Annotated in this window: 24 protein-coding genes; 20 read left to right on the top strand and 4 right to left on the bottom strand. The window is 55.4% G+C overall.

Annotation, left to right across the window (positions count from 1 at the left end; all coding sequences use genetic code 11):
- Nucleotides 1-53: 53 nt before the first annotated feature.
- Entirely contained in the window at nt 54-710 is a 657-nt protein-coding gene (locus A377_RS0105305; RefSeq protein ID WP_019895166.1) for a rhodanese-like domain-containing protein, read from the bottom strand.
- Nucleotides 711-965: 255 nt separating this feature from the next.
- On the opposite strand from A377_RS0105305, the gene A377_RS0105300 reads away from it, so the two are divergent.
- The 6 genes from A377_RS0105300 to A377_RS0105275 all read left to right on the top strand — a co-directional run bounded on the left by A377_RS0105300 (nt 966) and on the right by A377_RS0105275 (nt 7,141).
- A complete protein-coding gene (locus tag A377_RS0105300; RefSeq protein ID WP_019895165.1) occupies nt 966-1,613 on the top strand; it encodes a lipid-binding SYLF domain-containing protein in 648 nt (215 codons plus the stop codon).
- Nucleotides 1,603-2,685, top strand: coding sequence for a ChaN family lipoprotein (locus tag A377_RS0105295; RefSeq protein WP_019895164.1), 1,083 nt, complete (start codon nt 1,603-1,605; stop codon nt 2,683-2,685). The genes A377_RS0105300 and A377_RS0105295 overlap by 11 nt, the downstream gene beginning before the upstream one ends.
- 155 nt (nt 2,686-2,840) lie before the next feature.
- On the top strand, nt 2,841-5,297 hold the full coding sequence (gene gyrB, locus A377_RS0105290; protein WP_019895163.1) for a DNA topoisomerase (ATP-hydrolyzing) subunit B: 2,457 nt from the start codon (nt 2,841-2,843) through the stop codon (nt 5,295-5,297).
- A gap of 236 nt (nt 5,298-5,533) precedes the next feature.
- Nucleotides 5,534-6,469 carry a phosphoribulokinase gene (locus tag A377_RS0105285; RefSeq protein WP_019895162.1) on the top strand — a complete coding sequence of 312 codons (936 nt, stop codon included), beginning with the start codon at nt 5,534-5,536 and terminating at the stop codon, nt 6,467-6,469.
- Between the two features lie 161 nt (nt 6,470-6,630).
- Complete coding sequence (locus A377_RS0105280) at nt 6,631-6,888, top strand: type II toxin-antitoxin system Phd/YefM family antitoxin (RefSeq protein ID WP_019895161.1); 258 nt, start codon at nt 6,631-6,633, stop codon at nt 6,886-6,888.
- Nucleotides 6,878-7,141, top strand: coding sequence for a Txe/YoeB family addiction module toxin (locus A377_RS0105275; RefSeq protein WP_019895160.1), 264 nt, complete (start codon nt 6,878-6,880; stop codon nt 7,139-7,141). The genes A377_RS0105280 and A377_RS0105275 overlap by 11 nt, the downstream gene beginning before the upstream one ends.
- Before the next feature lie 5 nt (nt 7,142-7,146).
- On the opposite strand, the gene A377_RS0105270 is transcribed toward A377_RS0105275, so the two are convergent.
- Nucleotides 7,147-9,033 carry a TIGR00341 family protein gene (locus A377_RS0105270; RefSeq protein ID WP_019895159.1) on the bottom strand — a complete coding sequence of 629 codons (1,887 nt, stop codon included), beginning with the start codon at nt 9,031-9,033 and terminating at the stop codon, nt 7,147-7,149.
- A 108-nt stretch (nt 9,034-9,141) separates the two neighbouring features.
- Between A377_RS0105270 and A377_RS0105265 the strand changes: the two genes are divergently transcribed.
- The 14 genes from A377_RS0105265 to A377_RS0105200 all read left to right on the top strand — a co-directional run bounded on the left by A377_RS0105265 (nt 9,142) and on the right by A377_RS0105200 (nt 19,869).
- Nucleotides 9,142-9,987 (top strand): MipA/OmpV family protein, encoded by an 846-nt coding sequence (locus A377_RS0105265; RefSeq protein WP_083919104.1) that lies wholly within the window; start codon nt 9,142-9,144, stop codon nt 9,985-9,987.
- Nucleotides 9,987-10,490: a COG4648 family protein gene (locus tag A377_RS0105260; protein ID WP_019895156.1), complete on the top strand. Its 504-nt coding sequence runs from the start codon at nt 9,987-9,989 to the stop codon at nt 10,488-10,490. Before A377_RS0105265 ends, A377_RS0105260 begins: the two co-directional genes overlap by 1 nt.
- Nucleotides 10,491-10,538: 48 nt before the next feature.
- A complete protein-coding gene (locus A377_RS0105255) occupies nt 10,539-11,744 on the top strand; it encodes a beta-ketoacyl-ACP synthase (protein WP_019895155.1) in 1,206 nt (401 codons plus the stop codon).
- Nucleotides 11,741-12,538: a beta-ketoacyl synthase chain length factor gene (locus tag A377_RS11945; protein ID WP_019895154.1), complete on the top strand. Its 798-nt coding sequence runs from the start codon at nt 11,741-11,743 to the stop codon at nt 12,536-12,538. Before A377_RS0105255 ends, A377_RS11945 begins: the two co-directional genes overlap by 4 nt.
- Nucleotides 12,525-12,986: a hypothetical protein gene (locus A377_RS12715; protein WP_019895153.1), complete on the top strand. Its 462-nt coding sequence runs from the start codon at nt 12,525-12,527 to the stop codon at nt 12,984-12,986. The genes A377_RS11945 and A377_RS12715 overlap by 14 nt, the downstream gene beginning before the upstream one ends.
- On the top strand, nt 12,983-13,720 hold the full coding sequence (gene fabG, locus A377_RS0105240) for a 3-oxoacyl-ACP reductase FabG (protein ID WP_019895152.1): 738 nt from the start codon (nt 12,983-12,985) through the stop codon (nt 13,718-13,720). The genes A377_RS12715 and fabG overlap by 4 nt, the downstream gene beginning before the upstream one ends.
- Nucleotides 13,721-13,815: 95 nt before the next feature.
- Nucleotides 13,816-14,373 (top strand): hypothetical protein, encoded by a 558-nt coding sequence (locus A377_RS12710; protein WP_157760750.1) that lies wholly within the window; start codon nt 13,816-13,818, stop codon nt 14,371-14,373.
- 44 nt (nt 14,374-14,417) lie between these two features.
- On the top strand, nt 14,418-14,816 hold the full coding sequence (locus tag A377_RS0105230; RefSeq protein ID WP_019895149.1) for a hypothetical protein: 399 nt from the start codon (nt 14,418-14,420) through the stop codon (nt 14,814-14,816).
- A gap of 6 nt (nt 14,817-14,822) precedes the next feature.
- Nucleotides 14,823-15,500 (top strand): YdcF family protein, encoded by a 678-nt coding sequence (locus A377_RS11930; RefSeq protein ID WP_019895148.1) that lies wholly within the window; start codon nt 14,823-14,825, stop codon nt 15,498-15,500.
- Nucleotides 15,501-15,509: 9 nt separating this feature from the next.
- Nucleotides 15,510-16,262, top strand: coding sequence for a glycosyltransferase family 2 protein (locus tag A377_RS0105220; RefSeq protein WP_019895147.1), 753 nt, complete (start codon nt 15,510-15,512; stop codon nt 16,260-16,262).
- Between the two features lie 71 nt (nt 16,263-16,333).
- Entirely contained in the window at nt 16,334-17,281 is a 948-nt protein-coding gene (locus A377_RS0105215) for a hypothetical protein (protein ID WP_019895146.1), read from the top strand.
- Nucleotides 17,272-18,444 carry a beta-ketoacyl-ACP synthase III gene (locus A377_RS0105210; protein ID WP_028485283.1) on the top strand — a complete coding sequence of 391 codons (1,173 nt, stop codon included), beginning with the start codon at nt 17,272-17,274 and terminating at the stop codon, nt 18,442-18,444. Before A377_RS0105215 ends, A377_RS0105210 begins: the two co-directional genes overlap by 10 nt.
- Nucleotides 18,441-18,866, top strand: a complete 426-nt coding sequence (locus A377_RS0105205) for a hypothetical protein (protein WP_019895143.1) — start codon at nt 18,441-18,443, stop codon at nt 18,864-18,866. Before A377_RS0105210 ends, A377_RS0105205 begins: the two co-directional genes overlap by 4 nt.
- Nucleotides 18,859-19,869: a BtrH N-terminal domain-containing protein gene (locus tag A377_RS0105200; RefSeq protein WP_019895142.1), complete on the top strand. Its 1,011-nt coding sequence runs from the start codon at nt 18,859-18,861 to the stop codon at nt 19,867-19,869. The genes A377_RS0105205 and A377_RS0105200 overlap by 8 nt, the downstream gene beginning before the upstream one ends.
- Nucleotides 19,870-19,902: 33 nt before the next feature.
- Here the strand turns inward: A377_RS0105200 and A377_RS0105195 are convergent, their stop codons facing one another.
- Together A377_RS0105195 and A377_RS11925 are read right to left on the bottom strand one after the other, a co-directional pair.
- A complete protein-coding gene (locus tag A377_RS0105195; protein WP_019895141.1) occupies nt 19,903-21,126 on the bottom strand; it encodes an ABC transporter permease in 1,224 nt (407 codons plus the stop codon).
- Entirely contained in the window at nt 21,119-22,120 is a 1,002-nt protein-coding gene (locus tag A377_RS11925) for an ABC transporter ATP-binding protein (protein WP_019895140.1), read from the bottom strand. Before A377_RS11925 ends, A377_RS0105195 begins: the two co-directional genes overlap by 8 nt.
- Nucleotides 22,121-22,226: the final 106 nt, after the last annotated feature.

Genomic DNA, 22,226 nt, shown 5'->3' with positions numbered 1-22,226 from the left:
CACCCGTTTTCACCAGGCTTGGTGAAAACGGGGTTTGACTGATGTGGTTTTTTTCAGGGTTTGACGGTGGTCAAGCCCATGGATTGCCAGGCCTGCATTCCGCCTCGATACCAGAACAGTTTGTGGGCAGGATAACCTAAATTCACCAAGGCTTTGATATTGGTGGGCGACTGCGCGCACCAAGGCCCATTACAGAAAAGCACCAAGGTTTTGGCCTCGGAAAAATCCCAGATTCCTGCCTCCTTCTTGACATCAAACCGCGAGTTTAAAATGCCCTCCACTTCAAAAGCCGTGTAACCGCTGGCTTCGGGATGCAGTTTGGTCCAGGGCAGATTGATTGAGCCGGGAATGGTGCCTTTCGCCACCCAGTCAGGCGTGCGCGAATCGATGACCACAATCGAACTGTCACCGTCCGATTTTCGTTGCAGAAAGTCGAGCATTTCTCGTTCGCCAATCGTGGTCACGCCGGGTGCGATCTTGATCGGCTGAATGCAGAAAGGCGGACAGGCACGCGACGTCAACGCGTAATCCTTGTCGATGGTGTTGCTTTGGTCCTGATTGAGTTGGATTGTGACCGGCTCGCCGTTGTGCTGGACACTGATTTGGCTAAGCTTCGGCGTGATTTTGACTTTCAACTCTTCCGCCATGGCGGTTTGACTGAGTGTCAGCGCCAGAAAACAAGCGCTTAAGATGCTGGATTTGTAGAACATGACAACCCCCTTTTGACCCAAATGTGATCCCGACAATTGAGAGAGCCTTTCGGTTCAGGTCTTCTTTGAACTTAGCAAACCCTGCAATAATTGTCAAAAACCGATGAAAACCAAGCCGTTACGCTGCCTTTGCGGCAAGTTCGAAGCGGGTCCGGCTTCGGCTCATGCCTCGCTTTGCGAGCGGCTTCCGCTTGATGACCCTTTTGCGGTAGAATAGGGTTTTCGCTGGTCAAGACTCTATTCAAGGACGTTTGCATGACTTTCCTGAAACATACCTTTTTTCGCACGTTGCTTATGGCTCTGATGTTGTTGGCACCGCTGGCGCATGCCGACGAATACCGGGACACCATCAAGATGTTTCTGGACGCCAAAGCCGCCAAACCTTACTTTGAAACCGCTTATGGTTATGCCGTTTTCCCCAAAATCGGCAAAGCCGGCGTGGTGTTTGTGGGCGGTGCCTACGGGGAAGGCCGGGTATTTAAGGACCACAAATACACCGGGGATGTCACCGTGACCCAAACCACATTCGGCTTTCAGCTGGGCGGCCAGGCCTACAGTCAGGTCATCTTTTTTGAAAACAAGGAAGACTATGACCGATTTACCCAAGGTACCTATGAATTCGGGGCTCAGGCCAGCGCCACGGTCATCACCGCATCGGCCTCGGCGGAAGCGACCACCCGCGGTCCCAATGCCAGCGCCAGCGGCGGACAGAACAACGCCGTCAACAAAGGCGGCTATTACAAAGGCATGGCCACCTTCATCATCGCTCGAGGCGGGCTGATGTACGAAGCCGTCGTCAGTGGGCAAAAATTCACGTTCATCCCTAAGGCGGTGGTGGACCAGCGCCAACCGGCGTACCGCGAAGCCAACCCCCACGGCTCCGATTTCCCGGATGAAAACTGAACAGCCATTCTTTTTCACGCTGGCGCTGACTGCGCTGGCTGGCCTCAGTGGCTGCAGCCAGTTTCCGTCGTCCCAAAGCGATTCGGTTGCTCAGAATCCCCCTGCCCAGTTCGCGCCTCTGACCCATCTTTACGACTACCATCTGATCGATCGTGACACCCGCGAGCCCACAAACTTACCAGGCCTGGTCAAAAAGCTGGCCCACGCAGACGTCATTTTTGTGGGGGAATACCACGGCAATCAGGCCTCGCATCTGCTGCAGGCCCAGTTGCAGGCCGCGCTGTTTGCGCAACACCCCAATCAGATTCTGAGTCTGGAACAGTTTGAGCGCGATGACCAGGCCGTGATCGAACGCTATCTGGAAAGTCAGATCGGCGAAAAAACCCTGACCGACGAAACCGACGCCTGGCCCAATTACACCGGCAGCTATCGCCCGATGATCGAATTTGCCAAGCGCCATTTTCTGCCCGTGGTGGCAGCCAATGCCCCGGGCAGGATTGTGCGTTGCGTGGGTCGGCATGGCCCGGACTACTTGAACCGCCTGCCCCCGAACCAGCGGGACTGGGTGGCACAGAACCCATTTTATGACCCACCTGGCTACCAGCCCAGATTTTTCGAGTTTGTTACCGGGCAAGCCCATGGCGAATCCACGTCCCCCAAGAAAACAGACGTGACCCAACGCCAACGGCAAAGCTACCAGGCCCAATTGCTGCGTGACAACACCATGGCCGAAAGCCTCTTAAACGCCAAACGTGACCATCCAGATGCCCAAATTCTGCATTTGAACGGCGCCTTCCACAGTGACGAATTTCTGGGCACCGTCGCCGCACTCGCCCAGCGTGCCCCCCAACTCAGGATCGCGGTCATCAGCCCGGTGCGGATTGAACCGGAACAGGCTCACGGCTGGCTTGCTCAGGCCGATGAACAGACGTTTGAAAAAGGCGATTTTCTGTATCTGATTCAACCGCAGCCAGCCGAATACGTCCAGGCACAAAAGCGCCGCGCCGCCATGCAAAAACAATTCAAGCAGGCCGAGCAGAAGCCCTGTCTGCCAATGCGTACGGCCTCTTAACCCCCTCCCTTCACCCATAACCGTGTATGCGAATCTCCCTACAAATGGGCAGCATTTGTGGTAAAATCGCGCGATTGGAAGAATTCGGTGCATCACGTTTCAATCGGCGCTGGCTGACTTCCATTTTCTGATCGACCATCAACACAGAGACGCCCATGACAGATTCACAGATTCCGGATTCCGACAACGCCCAGCAAGACGATTACGGCTCCTCCTCGATCAAAGTCCTCAAAGGCCTGGATGCGGTTCGCAAGCGCCCGGGCATGTACATTGGTGACACGGACGACGGCACCGGTCTGCACCACATGGTGTTTGAGGTGGTCGACAACGGCATCGATGAAGCCCTGGCCGGACACTGTGACAAGGTTGTGGTCACCATTCACACCGATGGCTCCGTTTCCATTACCGATAATGGCCGCGGGATTCCGGTGGACATGCATGAAGAAGAAGGCGTTTCCGCGGCCGAAGTGATCATGACGGTGCTTCATGCCGGCGGCAAATTCGATGACAACTCCTACAAGGTCTCCGGCGGCCTGCACGGGGTTGGGGTCTCGGTGGTGAACGCGCTCTCGGAAGAGCTGCACCTGACGATCAAACGTCAGGGCAAAGTCTGGAAACAGACCTATCGCCACGGTGAGCCGGTCGCTCCTCTGGAATCGGTGGGCGAGACCACCGACACCGGCACCGAAATCCGTTTTTTGCCCAGCAAGGAAACCTTTACCAACCAGACCGAATTCAGCTATGACTATCTGCTCAAACGTCTGCGCGAATTGTCGTTTCTGAACTCAGGCGTCCACATTGAACTGATCGACAAACGCGATGACCGCCATGAAACCTTCAAATTCGAAGGCGGGATTCGCGCGTTTGTGGACTACATCAACACCAACAAAACACCGATCAACGAAAACATTTTCTATTTTTCCGCCGAGCGCGACGACATGACCGTGGAAGTGGCGATGCAGTGGTCGGAAGCCTATCAAGAATCGATTTTCTGCTACACCAACAACATTCCGCAACGCGATGGCGGCACCCACATGTCCGGCTTCCGCGCCTCGCTCACGCGTACGCTCAATCAATACGCGGAAAAAGAAGGCCTGAACAAAAAATACAAAATGACCGTCTCCGGCGACGATGCCCGCGAAGGGTTAGCCGCGGTGATTTCGGTCAAAGTGCCCGACCCCAAATTCTCGTCCCAGACCAAAGACAAACTGGTGTCGTCCGAGGTCAAAACCGCGGTCGAGACCGCGATGAATGAAAAACTGTCCGAGTTTCTGATGGAAAACCCCAAAGAAGCTCAGGCGGTGTTTGCCAAAATCATCGATGCGGCCCGGGCGCGCGAAGCCGCGCGCAAAGCCCGCGAAATGACACGCCGCAAGGGCGCGCTCGACATCGCCGGCCTGCCGGGCAAGCTGGCGGACTGTCAGGAAAAAGACCCCGCGCTGTCTGAACTGTATCTGGTGGAGGGTGACTCCGCCGGCGGCTCGGCCAAACAGGGCCGTGACCGCAAAAGTCAAGCGATTTTGCCGCTGAAAGGCAAAATCCTGAATGTGGAAAAAGCCCGTTTTGACAAGATGCTGGCCTCGGTGGAAGTCGGCACCCTGATCACCGCACTGGGTTGCGGCATCGGGGCGGAAGAATACAACCCCGACAAGCTGCGTTATCACCGCATCATCATCATGACCGATGCCGACGTCGATGGTTCCCACATCCGTACCCTGCTGCTGACCTTTTTCTATCGGCAGATGCCGGAATTGATCGAACGCGGTTACATCTACATTGCCCAGCCACCTTTGTACAAAGTCAAAAAAGGCAAGCAGGAAGCCTATCTCAAGGACGACGCCGAGTTGGAAAACTACCTGCTGCAGGCCGCGCTCAACAAAGCCGCGCTCTATCCCGGCCCGGACACCCCAGCGATCCGCGAAATGGCGCTGGAAGGCCTGGCGAAGAAATACCTGCAGACCCAGCGTATTATTCAGCGCCTGTCACGTCGATTCAGCCCCACTTTTTTGACACTGATGACCGATTTAACGCCATTTTATGCCAAAGACCTGAACGACTATGATCGCTGCCAGGCCTGGATTGACGAGGCACTACCGCGCCTGAAAGCCATTGGCGAACGTCAGAAAGTGGCGTACCAACTGCAGGTCGAACCCGCTCTGGAAGGCGAACTGAAACATCAAATCCGCTTGCAATACCGTGAGCACGGCACCATGAGTTCTCAGGTGTTTGACGAGGATTTCTTTGCCAGCCCCGAATTTGAACAGATCAGCCAGCTGGCGGCGCAACTCAAAGACCTGCTCGGCAGCCAGGCCTGGATCGAACGTGGCGAAAAAACCCAAGCCGTTGACAGCTTCAAAGAAGCGATGGACTGGTTGATGGAAGAAGCCAAGCGCGGTCAGAACATTCAGCGCTACAAAGGTCTGGGGGAAATGAATCCGGCGCAGTTGTGGGAAACCACCATGAACGCCGAAACCCGGCGCTTGCTGCAGGTGTCGATCAAGGACGCGGTCAAGGCCGATCAGATTTTTACCTGCTTAATGGGAGATGAAGTCGAGCCGCGTCGTGACTTCATCGAAAGCAATGCGCTGCAGGTCGAAAACATTGATGTGTGACCCGAAACACGGGGCCACACCGATGAACAGGGCCGATAAGTCCTTGTCATAAAAATGAAAATTGCACCTCAGGCCAAAATCCGATTAAATAGACGCCATTTTGACCAGGCCTGGTGAAAACGGAGATAGAAACCGGGCACGCATTTACCGAATTTTTAAAACTAAGCATGGTGGCAACACCACACAAGTTGTAAAGGCTCCCTTTATCGCTTGTGATCAATTGAAGGAGACAATCTATGTCAGTAGAACATCCTATTGTTACCGTTACCGGATCTTCCGGTGCCGGCACATCGTTCGTCAAGCGCGCCGTCGAAAAAATCTTCGACCGTGAAAGTCTGAAAGTCGCGATTGTCGAAGGCGACAGCTACCACAAGTTCCCGCGCGTGGAAATGAAAAAACGCGTGGCCGAATCCAAGGAAAGCGGCGGTCCGGTACTGACCCACTTTTCCGAGCACGCCAACCTGTTCAATGAACTGGAAGCGCTGTTCAAGGAATACAAGGAATCCGCGACCGGAAAGCGTCGTTATTACATCCACAGCGAAGACGAAGCCAAAGAGCACAATGCGCGCTTGGGCACCGATCTGAACCCGGGCGAATTCACCCCTTGGGAACCGATTCCAGAAGGCACGGACGTGTTGTTCTATGAAGGTCTGCACGGCATGGTCAAACGTAAAGATCACGGTCCGGAAGAAGGCATGCACGATGTGGCTCAGTATGTGGATCTGGGCATTGGGGTCGCCCCTTCGATCAACATCGAATGGATGCAGAAAATCTACCGCGACACCTCCGAACGCCCTTATTCGGTCGAACAGGTCCGTGATGTGATTCTGGAGCGCATGCCCGATTACATCGAAACCATCGTGCCCCAGTTCCACCGCACCCACATCAACTTCCACCGGGTGCCGCTGATCGACACCTCCGATCCGTTCTCCACCATCTCCGAGGACGCACCGGAAGGCCCCAAACCGGAAGATTCCCTGATCATCTGCCACGTGCGTCACCAGGACATCGATCTGGAAGCGGTCAAAAACGAAATTCCCGGTGCCTTCCTGCAGAATGAGGAAACCCTGGTCTGTGGCGGTCAGCACATGATCCAGGCCATGGATCTGATGATGTCCCCCATCATCCACAACCTGGTCGAGCGCAAACGCGCAGCCATGGCCAAGCAGTAAACAACAAGATGAAAAAGCACCAGGCCTGGTGTTTTTGAAGATTTTCAAACCCGCGCAAGCGGGTTTTTTATTGTCTGAAATGTTTCAATACAGCCAGACATGGACAATTAAATGTACATGTTTTAAAATAAAAGCACACTTTTTTCATTGGAGACACAACCATGCAAGTGGTCAGCTACACAGACGCAAGAAACAGCTTGAAAGCCGTATTGGATGGCGTGGTCGATAATGCCGATTACACCCTGATTACCCGTCGCGATGCCGACAATGCCATCGTGATGTCACAGGACTACTTCGACAGTTTGATGGAAACGGTTCACTTATTAAGTTCGCCCGGGAACGCATCGCATTTAAAAACGTCGATTGAACAATACCGTTCAGGCAAGACGGAGGAAAAAGGCTTGATCGATGTCGATTGAGATTCTCTCCTGGACAGAACGTGCCTGGAGCGATTATGAATATTGGCAAAGTCAGGACAGGAAAACGTTAAAACGCATCAACAAACTCATTCGTGCCACCCTGCGCACCCCGTTTGAAGGCATTGGCAAACCCGAACCCCTCAAGGAGAACTTAAGCGGTTTCTGGTCCAGACGCATCGACGCCAGTCACCGTCTGGTCTACGCTGTGGACGATCGACAACTCACCATCATCGCCTGTCGCTATCACTATTAAAGACGTTAGCGAATCACCGCGGTGGTGGCTTCCAGTTGCACCGATTGATTCAGTCGCGTTTCAATCGCGGCCTTGACCGCGTCCACTTCCTGCACGCTCAAGGCCTGATCCGACAACAGCCGCGATGAAATCACCAGTGGGTCATTGCTGCGAATGCGCACATCTCGCAGTTCCACGCCTTCCAGTTTCATGCCTTCCAGGGTGTAGACCACTTTTTGTTCCTGCACCAGGGACCCGAACGCAAACACCAGCGGAATGCTGACCACGGCGGCCACGCCCAGCGACAGAATCAAGCCTTTTTTGGCAATATGGAAGGCGCTGAAACCCAGTAGCAGAAAGGTGGCCGAAGCCGCCAGCACAATGCCCACCAGGTTGGTCACAAACAGCAAAAACGCGCCCCAGAAGACCTGCCAGTCCCACCAGCCAATGCCAATGGCGGCCACGGCCAGAGGTGGCACCAGCGCGACCGCAATCGCGACCCCGGCCAGACTTTTGGCCACTTCATGCCGCGCACTGGCATAGGCCCCGGCAATGCCGGAGAGAATCGCCACGCCCAGATCGAGCAGATTGGGGCTCAAACGCGCGCCGATTTCGCTGTTGATCACCTGCAACGGAATCAACAGGGTCAGGAGGGTGCCAAACAGCAAACTGACCCCGACACCGGCCACCAGCGTTTTGCCACTGGTCACAATCAAATCCGAATTCTGGCGCAACACGCCCATGGAAAACGAAATGATCGGCGACATCAACGGTGCCAGAATCATCGCCCCGATGATCACCGGCGCGGAATTGGCAAACAGACCGACGGTGCCCAGCAAGGACGCCAGAATCATCAACACCAGATAGGATTCACTGGTCTGGGCGTTCTCCTTCAGGGTGACAAAAGTCTCACGCACCTCTTCCTGATCGGCGTGGTGAATCCAAGGCAGGCGTCGGTTGATCAGTTCCTTGACCGCCTGCCCCTTGGGCAGACGCTGAATCTTGACCGTTTCCTTTAACTCCTTGCTGGTGTCTTTTTCCGGCAATTTCGCATTGCGCACCGACAGCACATCGGCCTCGACACGTACCGCCACCTTGTCCGCATGCAGGGTTTCGCCATCGACACTGTACTGGATGTCATCGCTGCCGTTGATGTCCATCGACTGGGTTTTGACATAGCCCACATACTCCGGCAACGTCTGTTTGGCCTGCACGTAGCGCGGCAGCACTTTGGTAAACAGAAAATGCAGCACCTGCACAATGCTGGTGGGGGCCAGAATCACCGCATGCAACATGGGCTCGTCTTTTTCGGTTTCGCCCACCACGCGTTTGGTGAACTCGCTGTTGCCGGGCCGATAGACCAGGGTCACGCCCAAAGCCGCGGTACTGATTTCGGTGTCTTTGGCGGTTTTGCATTTGAACGGCAGCAGACAGTTTTTGCTGATATTGGCTGTCATCACCAGCAGGTTTTTCAGCTTGCACCACAGGCTCTCATCCACCAGTGACGCCGGTTTCATGATATTGGGGTGGCCAATCATCACCGAGCCCAACACCAGCGAGTCATTGCAATACATTAAATCGGTGGCAAACGGCTCGGTCTCCTCCGACAGCGCTTCCAGAGCGTCAGGCAAATCTTCTGCCACCCGAAACGCGCGCAGAGACCGCGTCATCTCCGGATGCGGCAAAAACCCCAGCGTCCAGCCCTGTTTTACCGCCAATGGAATCAAATCATACAGGGCCTCATCGCCCAACCAGCACCAGACCTCGCCTTGCGGCGACCAGTCCGTGAGAGACTGGCCTTCGTAGGCCAGCGTTTTGAGGTCGTGGTTCTCTCCCAGAAAGGCTTCCAGCTCAGGCAAAATGTCGGCGTCAAAAGTTTCTTTCTGTGCGGCGTCATAAATGAGGGTGGTCACTGGCAAAAGTCGCTCCGGTCAAATACACTTGGTATCACATTATGCCATTTCCAGCCGCGCATGCGTAAAATACAGACCCTCTCAACCCATTTTTTACCAGGCCTGCTTATGCCCAGACCCCAGCCGATCATAACGCTCATATCCGTGGGAATCTCATTGCTGTTTGCCCACACCAGTGTCGCCCAACAAACCCTGCCCAAATGGGAGTTCGGTTTGGGCCCTTCGTTTATCCACTACCCGGATTACCCCGGCTCAGACCAGTCCAACACGCTGGTGGTGCCCTTTCCCTATATCACCTATCGGGGCGACGACTTTCAGATTGACCAGCGGGAAGTCAAAAAGCCCCTTCAAAAATGGGGACGGGCCGAACTCGACCTCAGCGCCACCGGCTCGATCCCGGTGGCCAGCGATGACAACGAGGCACGCGAAGGCATGGACGATCTTGATGCGACACTGGGCATCGGCCCGGTTTTCAAATACCGCCTGTACCAGCATGATCTCAATGAACTGAAATTGGAATGGCCAGTGTATGGCATTCTGGCCACCGATTTTTCACAGGTCTCGACCCAGGGTTGGCGCACATCGCCGGGACTGTATTATTATTTTCGGCGCAATCTTCCGGGCAAAGACCGCCTGAAACTGACCCTGAGCGCCCGCGCCGAATTTGCCAGTCAGAGCAACAACGCCTATTTTTACGGCGTCAGTACCCAGGATGCACGCCCGGGACGTCCCACCTATCAGGCCGATGGCGGCCTGGCCAGTCTGGCCTACGGCGCCAGTTTCAACTGGCACGTTCAGGATCTCTGGGTCGGCGGCTTTGTGATCTGGCGGGATTTGTCCCCAGCGGTGATTGAGGACAGCCCACTGGTGGACACCCACAACGCCGTCACCTTCGGCATGGGCCTCACCTGGAATTTTTACCAGTCTGACGAAACCGTCCAGGGACTGGAATAATGACCAGGCTGATTCCGGCATTACTGATGGTTGCCCTGATCATCGGCCTCGGCATGTGGCTGCCCGACGACTGGCAGAGCTGGCGTTCCGGCCTGAGCCTGATCGTCCTGTTGCCGGTATGGCTGGGATTCACCCTGAGTCTGCGCCCCCACAACATGCCCATGATCACCCGTTTTGCTCAATGGATGAACCCGTCACTCACTCAGGCCGAACGTCGGTACACCCGGCTGGTGACCTGGGTTTGGGTGGGCCTGCTCAGCCTGATGCTCGCGACCAAACTCGGCCTGATGTGCCTGACTCACAGCGGACGGCTTGAACACAGTCTGTTCAGCGAAAGTCTTTTCCTTGCCGGCTGTCTGATCGTCATCGGTTTCTGGTTTCGACTGGAATTCTGCTGGCGACAAAAACGCTTTCCCGAAAAACAAAATGAACGCTTTTGGCCTTTTGTCCAACAGCTGCTTCAGGCCCCGCCGACGCTGTTGTGGAAAAATCCGCCGCATTGAATGAAACCCTCATCGAAAACACGTAACCGCTCGTCTATAATACGCAACATGAATGTATTTCCGCACATCACCGCCTCCAGCCTGGTCACGGCTCTGGGCCAAGGCCATGCGGCCAACCTGAACGCGCTGATCCACAGCCAGAGCGGATTGCGCCCGGGGCTGAATACCCTGACGCCCAAGCTGGACGCGACCTTTGGCGAAATCGAAGCCATTGCCGAGGTCGTCCTGCCCAGCGCGCTCAAAGACTGGCATTGTCGCAATCATCAACTGGCCTGGCTGGCGCTGCACACGGATGACTTTGTCCAATCGGCCCAGGCGGCCATCAGCCGATACGGTGCCCACCGGGTCGGTGTGGCACTGGGCACCAGCACTTCGGGCATTCTGTCCACCGAGCAGACCCTGCAGAAAAAAGCCGAAACCGGCGAATTTGACCCGAATTACCATTATCCTCAAACCCACAGAATGAACGCGCTGGCCGATTTCTGCGCTCAGGTGCTGGGCACCCAAGGGCCGCGCGTGGTCATCTCCACCGCCTGCTCTTCCTCGGCCAAGGTGTTTGCCACGGCCCAGCGCTGGCTGGCACACGACTTTGTGGACGCCGTGGTCGTCGGTGGGGTCGATACCCTGTGCCTGACCACCCTGCACGGTTTTAACGCGCTTGGTCTGATCAGTGCCTCGCCGGTCAAACCACTGGACGCCAACCGGGACGGGATCAACATCGGCGAAGCGGGCGGTTTCATGCTGTTGGAAAAACCCGATTCCAATGCAGACGCAGACGTGGTCTTGACCGGTTTCGGTGAAAGCAGTGATGCCCACCACATTTCAGCCCCGCACCCGGAAGGGCAGGGCGCGGTGCTGGCGATGCAGGCCGCATTGCGACGTGCGCAACTGGAAACCGATGACATCGATTACATCAATTTGCACGGCACCGGCACCCCCAGCAACGATCTGGCCGAAGCCAAGGCTCTGCGTCACCTGTTCGGAGCCTCGATTCCCGCCCACAGCTCCACCAAGGGTTTTACTGGCCATACCCTCGGGGCCGCCGGCATTGTCGAGGCCATTTTCTGCCAATACGCTTTGACAGAGCAAGCCCTCTGGCCCAATCAGAATCTGGACACACTGGACCCCGAACTGGACCTCGCCCCGGTACGGACACCGACAGCGCATCGCGTCCGTCATTGCATGACCAACTCTTTTGGCTTTGGCGGCAATAATGCGTCACTGATCTTTTCGCGCAGGGAGGCCTTGCAATGAAAGTCTACCTGCAAACCATCGGTCTTCAAGCTCCGGGCTTGGAAGGTTGGGAGCACGCCCTGCCAGTATTGCAGGGTGTGCAACCTTATCAGGACGAACCACTAAGCCGCTACAGCCCTCAATTTCTGCCGGCCAACGAACGACGCCGCACCACCGACACCATCAAGCTGGCTCTGCGTACCGCCGAAGACACCTGTCGGCATCTGTCCCCGCAAGCACGCAGCCAGTTGCCCGCTGTGTTTGCCTGTGTCGATGGCGACACCGCCATTTCCGCCAAAATGACCCAGGCCATTCTGTCCGATGAGCCCATGGTTTCGCCCATCCACTTCCATAACTCTGTCCACAACGCCCCCGCAGGTTACTGGATGATCGGTCAACGCAACCAGAAAGCGGCCTCGGCCCTGTCAGCCGGTGAATACCAACTGGGCAACAGTCTGCTGGAAACCTTCAGCCAGTTGGAAGAGGTGGAACCGCACGCCATGCTGATTCTGTATGACCTGCCGATTGACCCGATCATTGAAAACCATCAGCCCGATATTGTGCCGTTCGGGGCCGGGCTGGTGCTGAGTATCCAGCCTGCTGCGAATGCGCTGGCCACGCTGGAAATGCAAGTCAAGCCGGGCAGCCAGCCATCGCCCGAATCCGAGTGGTTCGGGGCCAATCAGGCGGCACAAATTTTGCCTTTACTGCAAGCGCTGGCCAGACAGAAAACGGCGTCTTTCACCTACCCGCTTTCTCCCGACTTACACCTGTCTGTTCACCTCCAACCCGGAGCAGAACATGAAACCGATTGATCGTCAGACACTGGAAACTCTGATTCCGCACAGTGGGCCAATGTGTTTTTGGGAAACCGTCAGCGACTGGGATGCGCAGCAATTGACCTGTCATACCCGAACGCATTTGGACAAGGATCATCCGCTGGCTGAAAACGGCGACCTGCCCAACAGCGCCCTGATTGAATACGGGGCCCAGGCCTGTGCCCTGCATCAGGCCCTGCTCGCTCAAACACAGGCAGAGGAACCGGGTTCCCCCAGCCCAGGTTACATTGCTCGCTTGAAAAAAATCCAATTCAGTAGCGATCCGCCTGTCAGCGCCCCCCTGACTGGACACGCTCAACCACTGGCGATTCAGGACCAGTCCGCCCTGTATCAATTCAGGCTTTCAGACGACAGTGACCGGATCTATTGCCAGGGCCAGGTGTTGGTCCTGAATCCAGACGAACACAAGGAAGCCGCATCATGACCCAGGAAAAAAAACGTGCGTTGATTACCGGAGCCAGTGGCGATCTCGGACAGGCGATTGCCCGGGAACTGGTCGAGCAGGGATTTTTTGTGTATCTGCATGCCAACCGGCGATTGGAAAACGCCCAGGCACTGGCCCAAACCCTGAACACCGAAAACGGTGCCACTCTGGCCGAAGCCATCGCGTTTGATCTGACCGACGCCGAGGCCACGCAATCCGGGGTGGAAACCCTGTTGGAAGCCGGACCGATTCAGGTGCTGGTCAACAACGCGGGCCTGCACGACGACGCCCCCATGGCGGGCATGAGTGCGGAACAATGGCACACCGTGATGGACGTCTCGCTCAATGGGTTCTTTCATGTGACCCATCCCTTGTTGCTGCCCATGATCCGAACTCGCTGGGGGCGCATCATCAACATCGCTTCCATTGCCGGCATCACCGGCAATCGCGGCCAGACCAACTACGCCGCCGCCAAGGCCGGGCTGATCGGAGCCACGAAATCCCTGGCACTGGAACTGGCCTCACGCGGCATTACGGTCAACGCCATCGCCCCCGGCATCATCGAAGGTGACATGAGCGAAGACGCCTTTCCGCCCGAGCAAACCAAAGCACTGGTCCCCATGAAACGTGCCGGAAAGCCGGAAGACGTTGCCCACATGGTCGGCTTTCTTACCAGCGACAAGAGCCACTACATCACCCGTCAGGTTTTTCAGATCAACGGCGGCATGGCCTGAAAAACGCATCCACAGCTGTTGACGGCTGCGCATTTTGCATTAAAATAACTTGACGAAAATAATCACAAATTCGAATGTTTAAGGAAATCCCATTTATGCGTTTTTTATCTGCCTTCGCTTTACTGTCTTCAACGCTTTTCTTGACCGCTTGTGGCGGCGGTGATCAGAATGTCCGGTTGCAAAATGCCGAACCGGCCACCACGGATGCCATTCAAACCATCACCATAGCACGTGTTACAGACATCCAGTCAGGCCCTCACATCAGTCAGGCGGCCTTGAATGAATGTGAACTGCAGACGCAATTCCCAGAACTTTTAACGCAAAAAGCGGCAGAAAAAGGCATTACCGTTCAAACCACGACCGACTTTGATCAAACCGAAAAAGGCTATCAGTTGGCCGCACGCTACGATCAGATCATCAGTGAAGGCAACCCTTTTATCGGGCACCGAAAGTTCACCCAGATCCACCTGACTTTGTACAAGGACGGAGACAAACTTGCCGAAGCCGACTTGGGTCGCCATTCTGGTGGCGGCATGTTTGCCGGTTACAAAAGTTCCTGTTCGGTTCTCGGACGCACAGTGGAAGCCAATGCCGAAGACGCCACCCTGTGGCTTCAGACGCCCGTTGACAAAGCCCGAATGGGAAATCTTTAAAACCAAACGAAACACGTTTTAACCCAACCTGATAGGAGAAACCTATGCGCCCTTTGAGAAAATCTTTTTTTGTCGGTTTTCTGGTTATGACCGGACTGGCTCTGTCTGCATGCCGTGGTGCCCACATTCAGAACATGGAATCCCAACCGGTACCTGCTCAGGTGTCATCCGCTGAAGAAGTCAAAGAAGCGATCAAGCAGGCTGGCGTTGGACTGGGCTGGATCATTACAGAAAAAGACAACAATGCCTTGCAGGGCACTTTGAATTTGCGCACGCATCAGGCCATTGTGTCCATTCCGTATTCGGCCAAAGAATACAGCATTGTGTACCAGTCCAGTGTGGATCTGGATTACGATCCGCAGAAAAACACCATCCACAAAAACTACAACAGCTGGGTCCAAAACCTGAACAATCGCATTCAGGTTCAACTGAGCGGCCTCTGATTCAGAGTGAGACTCACATCCAGCGTTGATCAAACCGGGGTGGATCGGGACGGCGTGTTCATGCTCCTGGTCACTCTGGTTTTGATTGTGATCACGCTGGGACTCTCCTACCTCTATTGCCTGACAAAAACCTACCGCGCTTCACGTCGTTTTCCATCTCATTGCGACAGGCCACTGCCGATTGTGGTGCCAGGCAAGCAGTTAATCGAACAACAACCGGATGCAGATTACCAGCAACGACTGACCAGAGCTTTGGCGCTTTGGCAAAGCACGCCCGAACAGACTGTTTGGCTCTTGGGCGGACCCAATGCACCGCAAGCCATCAGCGAAGCACAAGCCGGAGCCCATTTTCTCATGAACATGGTTCCCGCAATCGAACCGTGCATTCATCTTGAAGACCGTTCTCGCAACACCTTGGAAAATTTAAAGCAATTGCGCTCAGTCTTTCAGAACGATGACAGGCCATTGCAAATACGGCTGGTCTCCAACCGCTATCACCTGGCCAGATGTGGGGCCATGGCCAACGCGCTCGGCTTTGAAACGCATTTAATCGCGGCCGAAACGGACTTGTTGCCGTTGAGCAAGCCTTTTCTGATCGAAGCGTTGCTTTATCACTGGTATCATACCGGTGCCACCTTGAGTCGCTGGCTCAATCACCCACGTATGCTCAAAAAAATTTCTTAAGGTTTCTTCATGTCTGCTTCTTTTTGCATTGTGATCCCGGCCTATAATGAAGCGGCTACGATTGAGACCGTGATTGATCAGGCGCTGGCTCAGACCTCGTCGGTCATCGTGGTCAATGATGCCAGTGAGGACGACACAGCAGAATGCGTACGAAAAACCCGGGTGACCCTGTTGGAACACCCACAAAATGCCGGTAAGGCTCAGGCTCTGTTGACCGGTTTTCAATATGCCCTGGAGCAGGGCTACGAACGGGTGATCACACTGGACGGCGACGGCCAGCATGATCCGGCCAATATTCCGCTTTTGAACCAGGCCTTCGACCGCTTCCCGGAGCACTTTGTGATTGCGGCGAGATTGACCAATCGGGAAAACGCCCCTCGTGCCCGTCAGGTTGCCAATAAAATAGCCGATTTCTGGGTGAGCTGGGCCGCCGGCAAACCCATTGCCGACTCTCAGTCCGGGTTTCGGTTGTATCCGGCCAGCCTGTTGCGCCAGCTGGATTACGATCATAAAGGCCCGTCCGGATTTGTGTTTGAAAGCGAAGTGCTGATCAATGCCGCGCAAAAAGGCTATGATCTGGTGTTTGTGCCCATTGCCTCTCATTACCCGGAAACCCGGCGGGCCAGCCATTTCCGCCCCGGTTTTGACATCAGCCATATCACCCTGATGGTGGCTGGCAAACTCGTTCGAAAAGGGTTCTTTTTACCAGGCCTGGTGAAATCACTCTACAAACGCCCGAATGTCTATGATCCGAGCAAATAACCGCTGTTTCGCCCCACCATTTTCGATAAAATACGCGCAATTTCATCACACAGTCAAACCGAGTTCCGCCCATGGCGTTTAAGATCCTCATCGTCGGCTACAGCCAGACCGGTCAACTGGCGCAGATTCTCAATCAGATCGAGCATCCTTTGGCCGAGTCTGACCGGGTGAAAGTAACGCGGGTGGCATTGGAATCGACCCGTTCTTTTGCCTTTCCCTGGCGCTTTCTGGATTTTTTTGATGTGTTTCCGGAATCTGTGGCACTGGACCCACCGCCAAACCGACTCATTGAAACGCAGGGTCCATTTGATTTGGTGATTCTGGGTTACCAACCCTGGTTTTTGTCGCCGTCTTTGCCCACCACCGCTTTCCTGCAATCCAAACAAGCCCAGAACTGGCTTAAAGACACGCCAGTGATCACGGTGGTGGGATGTCGCAATATGTGGGGGCAGGCACACCTCAAAATGCAATCCATGCTGGAAGCCTTGCAGGCCCGACACATTGATAACGTGGTCCTGACCGATCAGGGCCACAGCCTCGCCACCTTTGTCACCACGCCACGCTGGTTGTTGACCGGCAAAAAACAGGGCGTATTCGGCCTGCCGGATGCCGGGATTTCGGATCAGGACATACGTTGCAGCCAACGCTTTGGCCACGCCATTGCCGATTGGTTTGCCAGAGAAAACCGCCCACCTCAAAGCTCGATTCTGCACGGTTTACAGGCCGTTGAAGCCAATCCAGGCCTGTTGCAATCTGAAAAAATCGGGGCTCGCAGCTTTGCCATCTGGGGCAAACTGATCCGCAAGGTCGGCCCACCCGGCAGCTGGCAACGCAAGCCGGTTCTGGTGGTCTATGTGCTGTTTTTGATCACGATGATTGTCACCGTGGTGCCACTGACCATGTTGCTCAAGCGATTGCTTCGCCCCCTGTTACAGAAAAAACTGACCCGAATGAAACAGGATTTCGAAGCGCCTTCCGGCTCGGACAATGCGCGGATGAAGGCGTTCCCATGTCGATGAAGCCGGTCTATATTACCCATACCGCCAGCGCCCTGCCCAATGACCCGGTGGACAATGAGCGGATTGAGTCGGTACTGGGACAGATTCAAGGCAAGCCTTCCCGTGCCAGGCGTTTGATTTTGCGCAATAACGGCATCAAAAGCCGATACTATGTGATCGACCCCGACACCGGTGCCTATACCCACACCAATGCCGAGTTGACCGCCGAAGCCATTCGCAATCTGTTCTCTGACCCCTCTGCGATGCAACGCATTGACCTGATTGCCTGCGGCACCACTTTGGCCGATCAGCTGGCTCCCGGCCATGCGGTGATGGTGCATGGTCAACTGCAAACCCCGCCCTGCGAAACCGTGTCCACCAGCAGCATCTGTATCAGTGGCCTGATGGCGTTGAAATACGCTTATCTGGCGGTCAAATCCGGTGACGCCACGCAGGCGGTGGCCACCGGCTCGGAAACCGCTTCCACCTTGTTGCAGTCACAGACCTTTACGGCGGAAAGCGCGGCCAAACTGGCAGCGCTGGCAGATCGCCCGGAAATCGGTTTTGAAAAGGATTTTTTGCGTTGGATGCTGTCTGACGGGGCCGGAGCCATGTGCCTGCAACCGACACCGCAACACGGCCAGACCAATCTGCGTATCCGCTGGATCAAAACCTATTCCTTTGCCAATCAGCAACCGGCCTGCATGTTTGCCGGGGCTCTACAGAATGACGACAGCACCCTCACCGGCTGGCGACAGGTTTCATCCGACACCCTACTTGATCAGAGCGTGCTCAGCATCAAGCAGAACGTCAAACAGCTCAATGAGCACATTGTACCGCTGGCGGTGACCGAAACCCTGAGCCGCATCATTGACGAAACCGGACTGACGCCCGATCAGGTGGACCATTTTCTGCCCCACATTTCATCCATGTATTTTTATGACAAAGTGGCCCGGGCACTGGATGAGATGCACTTTTCGATCCCCGATCACAAATGGTTCACCAACCTCACCACCAAAGGCAATACCGGCTCGGCCTCGATTTTTATTATGCTGGATGAATTCATACGCACGCGCCCATTGACCGCAGGCGAGACCATTCTGTGCTTTGTGCCCGAAAGCGGACGCTTCTCCAGCGGGTTCATGTTACTGGAAGCGGTCGAAACGGAGGCCGACGACCAATGAAAAAAGACGCCGTACCGCAGCAGGCGGACGCCATCTACGAAGGCGAAACCAAAGTGCTGTACGCTCAGGACTCGGATGGCAAGCTGACGCCGACGCCGACCCAGGGCTGGGAAGCCGAAATCGACGCCTTGAAACAGGCGGTGGATGAGATTGCCCAGCTGGCACAGGACGCACTGGCTCGCGCGCACGTCGGCGAAACCTCCCCACTGGAGTATCACATGTATCAACAGCGACTGGATCTGCCCATGCTGGCGCAGGCCATGGGTCGGTTTCAATGGCAGGTACGCCGCCATTTTGATCCCAAGCGTTTCGCCAGACTCTCCGACAGACAGCGTGAACGCTATGCCCGCGTTCTGGGCCTGTCGCCTGACGAATTGATGCAATTGCCACCCCTCAAAGACAAAGACCCCACGCATGATTGACAATTTTGACCATCAACAAGCCGCCCATTGTGAAACCGGGGCCGCTTCCGCGCTGTTTCGTCATCATGGATTGGACGTGTCCGAACCCATGGCATTCGGTCTGGCCAGTGGCCTGACCTATGCCTACCTGCCGTTTGTCAAAATCAACGGCCTGCCGCTGATGGCTTATCGCATGCCGCCCAGACTGATTCTGAAAATGCTTTCCTGGCGCATTCCCGGACTCAAAATCCGATTCAAAACCTTTCGCAACGACGCCGAAGGTCAGGCCTTTCTCGACCGGAAACTGGATGAGGGCACACTGGTCGGATTGCAAACCTCGGTGTTCTTTCTGCCTTATTTTCCACAGGAAATGCGCTTTCACTTCAATGCCCACAATTTGCTGGTGTTTGGCAAAGAACAGGACGAACAAGGTCAGACCCACTACCAGATCAGCGATCCGGTGTTTTCGCACACCGTCACCACCGATGCCGACTCACTGAATCAGGCCCGTTTTGCCAAGGGCGCGCTGGCCCCCAAAGGGCGGCTTTACTACTTTGAGTCGGTGCCCGAACGCATCGATTTTGAACGCCTGTTGCCCAAAGCGATTCGCTTTACCGGCAAGGCCAATGGCAAGCGCAACCTCACCCCCATCTCCGGCGTGGGCGGCATGAAAATGGTGGCCAAACGGATTGAAAAACTGGCGGAAGACCGCAAACGCTATCGCCAGCTTTTTTTGGGACACATCGTCCGAATGCAGGAAGAAATCGGGACTGGCGGGGCCGGGTTTCGCTATATGTACGCGGCTTTTCTACAGGAAGCGGGCGACATTCTGAACCGATCCGAGTGCCAGGACTGGGCACAACGGTTTATTGATCTGGGCGATCAGTGGCGGGAATTTGCTTTGATCTGTGCCCGGCTGAGCAAAGAACGCGGCGATCACAGCCTCAAAGAGGCTGCCGATTTGCTGCGTCAATTGGCCGATGACGAACTCGAAATTTACAACCAGATGGCCAAATTCCGCTGACCGCAGAACACCAAAATGACCAGGCCTGGTCATTTATTCGCCAAGCAGACGTTTGTGCAATCGCCAACTGGCCACTCCCAGCAATACCAATGCAAATCCGACCAATTGCGCCAGCCAGTGCCAGATTTCAGCCCAGCCGCCCTGACGCAAGGTCACAGACAAAAACGCTTCCAGTCCCCAATTCATGGGCGAGAAAGCGGCCAACGTCTGCATGGTTTCGGGCATCACAAAGGTCGGCACCATCACCCCGCCGACCGCCCCCATCAACAGATTGAGCACCCCGCCCAGCGTGGTCGCCTGTTCATGCGTACGCGCCAGCACCGAAATCAACAACGCCAGTGCGATGGCGGTCAAGCTCACCGACAGCGCCACCGGCACCAGCCAGATCGCCTGCTGGCCCAGTGTCAGGCTTTCTCCGCCCAGCAAGGGCACCAGCCAGAGTCCGGTGGCAAACATCAACGCGGTTTGTATCAGATTCACCCCCATAAACGGCAACAGCTTGCCCAGCAACAGCCAGCCGGAATGAAACGGGTAGGTATGCAAACGCGCCAGTGTGCCCTGTGAAATCTCAATCAACAAGGTGGCGGAAAGCGGAATCACAATAAAAAACATGGCAAACACCAGCCAGGCGGGCACGCTCTGCTGCACCGATGAGGGTGTTGTGGTCACGGAGGTTTGCCCCAATGTCGATTCCGTGATCACCGATTTCCCCAGAAACGCCGACAGATTCGATTCCGGCACCGAATCCGATGCGGCGGCAACCGGTGATGTACGTTGAAAGGTCACTGCGATTTTCTTTTCCACCAGAATTCGCATCAGACTGGCTTTGAGCAAGGCCCGCATCGCAGGTGGCGCGGTGGGCGCAAATGCCAACGACAAAGGCGTCTCAATTTTCTGCCCCTTTGACAACGCATCGATCAAGGCTTTGGGAAGCGTCACCATCGCCATTTTTCCCCCCGTGAGCACCTGTTTTTCTGCCACCATTCGGTGGTTGGCCGTTTCAGCCGATACCGTCACCGAAAAGTTTTCCAGATGGGCAAACACCGCCTGCCAGTCTTTGGGTATGTCCGGATCGGCCAACAGCACAATCCCCAGTTGATCAACCTGTTTCTGGCCCGATGACTTGTCCGAAAACGCGGTTTGCAGACTCAAGGCCATGATCAAAACAAACACCACCGGCATCACAAACAAGACCGCGAGCGCATAAGGATCGCGCAGCAACAGCCGAAACTCCTTGAGCAAAAGCGCTTTAAACATGACTTGACTCCGACTCATGGATCAGGCATTGGGCCAGCGCCGTATGCGATTCGCCCAACAATTCAAAAAACGCCGCTTCCATGCTCAAAGGTTGGACACTGTGTTGCTGTAGAATCACCTCCGGGCAAGCTTGAAGCTGTTGCAAAAATCTGCCCGTGAAAGCCGCAAGATCGCACTCGGCTGGCAACTGCCCCTGCACCCATCCGTCCTGCGTCTGCAAAGACCATTGTTGCAACCATTTGGCGATTTCGGGGCGCTTGCGGGTCACTTTTGACCAGGCCTGGTTGATTCTGGCTTCAAACCTGTGCCCCTGCGCCTTGGTCAAAGCCGCCACCGTGCCTTGAAACACGGTTTTTCCCCGATCCAATACCACCAGCTGATCGCACAGCCGTTCCACTTCCGCCAACTGATGCGAGGTGTACACCAGAGTCATGCCTTTGGTTTTCAGCGATTCCAATACCCCCAGAATCGCGTCCTTCGAAATCGGATCAATGCCCACCGTCGGCTCGTCCAACAGCAACAGGCTAGGGCGGTTGACCAAACCGATGGCCAGATTCAAACGCCGTTTTAAGCCACCGGACAGGCGCGCCGCCAGAACCGTTTGCTGATTGTTCAGCTGACACACATCAAGGGATTCATTCACCCGTTCATTGAAGTCGGGCAGGTCCGGGCGCAAACGGGCAAAAAACCGCAGGTTTTCACTCACCGTCAACCGAGGATAAAACGCTTCGCCCTGGGGTACCAGCGCCAATTGCGACAGAATGCCTTGGCGTGACGTGTCAAAACGCTGGCCCATTATGGCAACGTCTCCCGACGTGGGTCGCAACTGCCCGGTCAGACACTGGATCAAGGTGCTTTTGCCCGCGCCATTGACCCCCAGCAACCCCAACGCCTGACCTTTCACCAGGTCAAACGACACGTCCACCAGTGCATCACGTTTTCGCGGGTAATCATAACTGAGCGCCTGCACCTCAATGGCATAGGAATCGGGCATTCGTCTGCGTCCTGTTTGAGCCGGTTTTGGGAGGGAAAACTTTCGCATACTGCGCATAAAAACACAATCGATCCGTGCGTTTGTTTGCTAAAATGCCGCATTATTT

Origin of the sequence: Hydrogenovibrio halophilus DSM 15072, assembly GCF_000384235.1 — a bacterium.
Taxonomy (GTDB): Bacteria; Pseudomonadota; Gammaproteobacteria; order Thiomicrospirales; family Thiomicrospiraceae; genus Hydrogenovibrio; species Hydrogenovibrio halophilus.
This window is presented reverse-complemented; position numbering and strand designations above follow the sequence as displayed.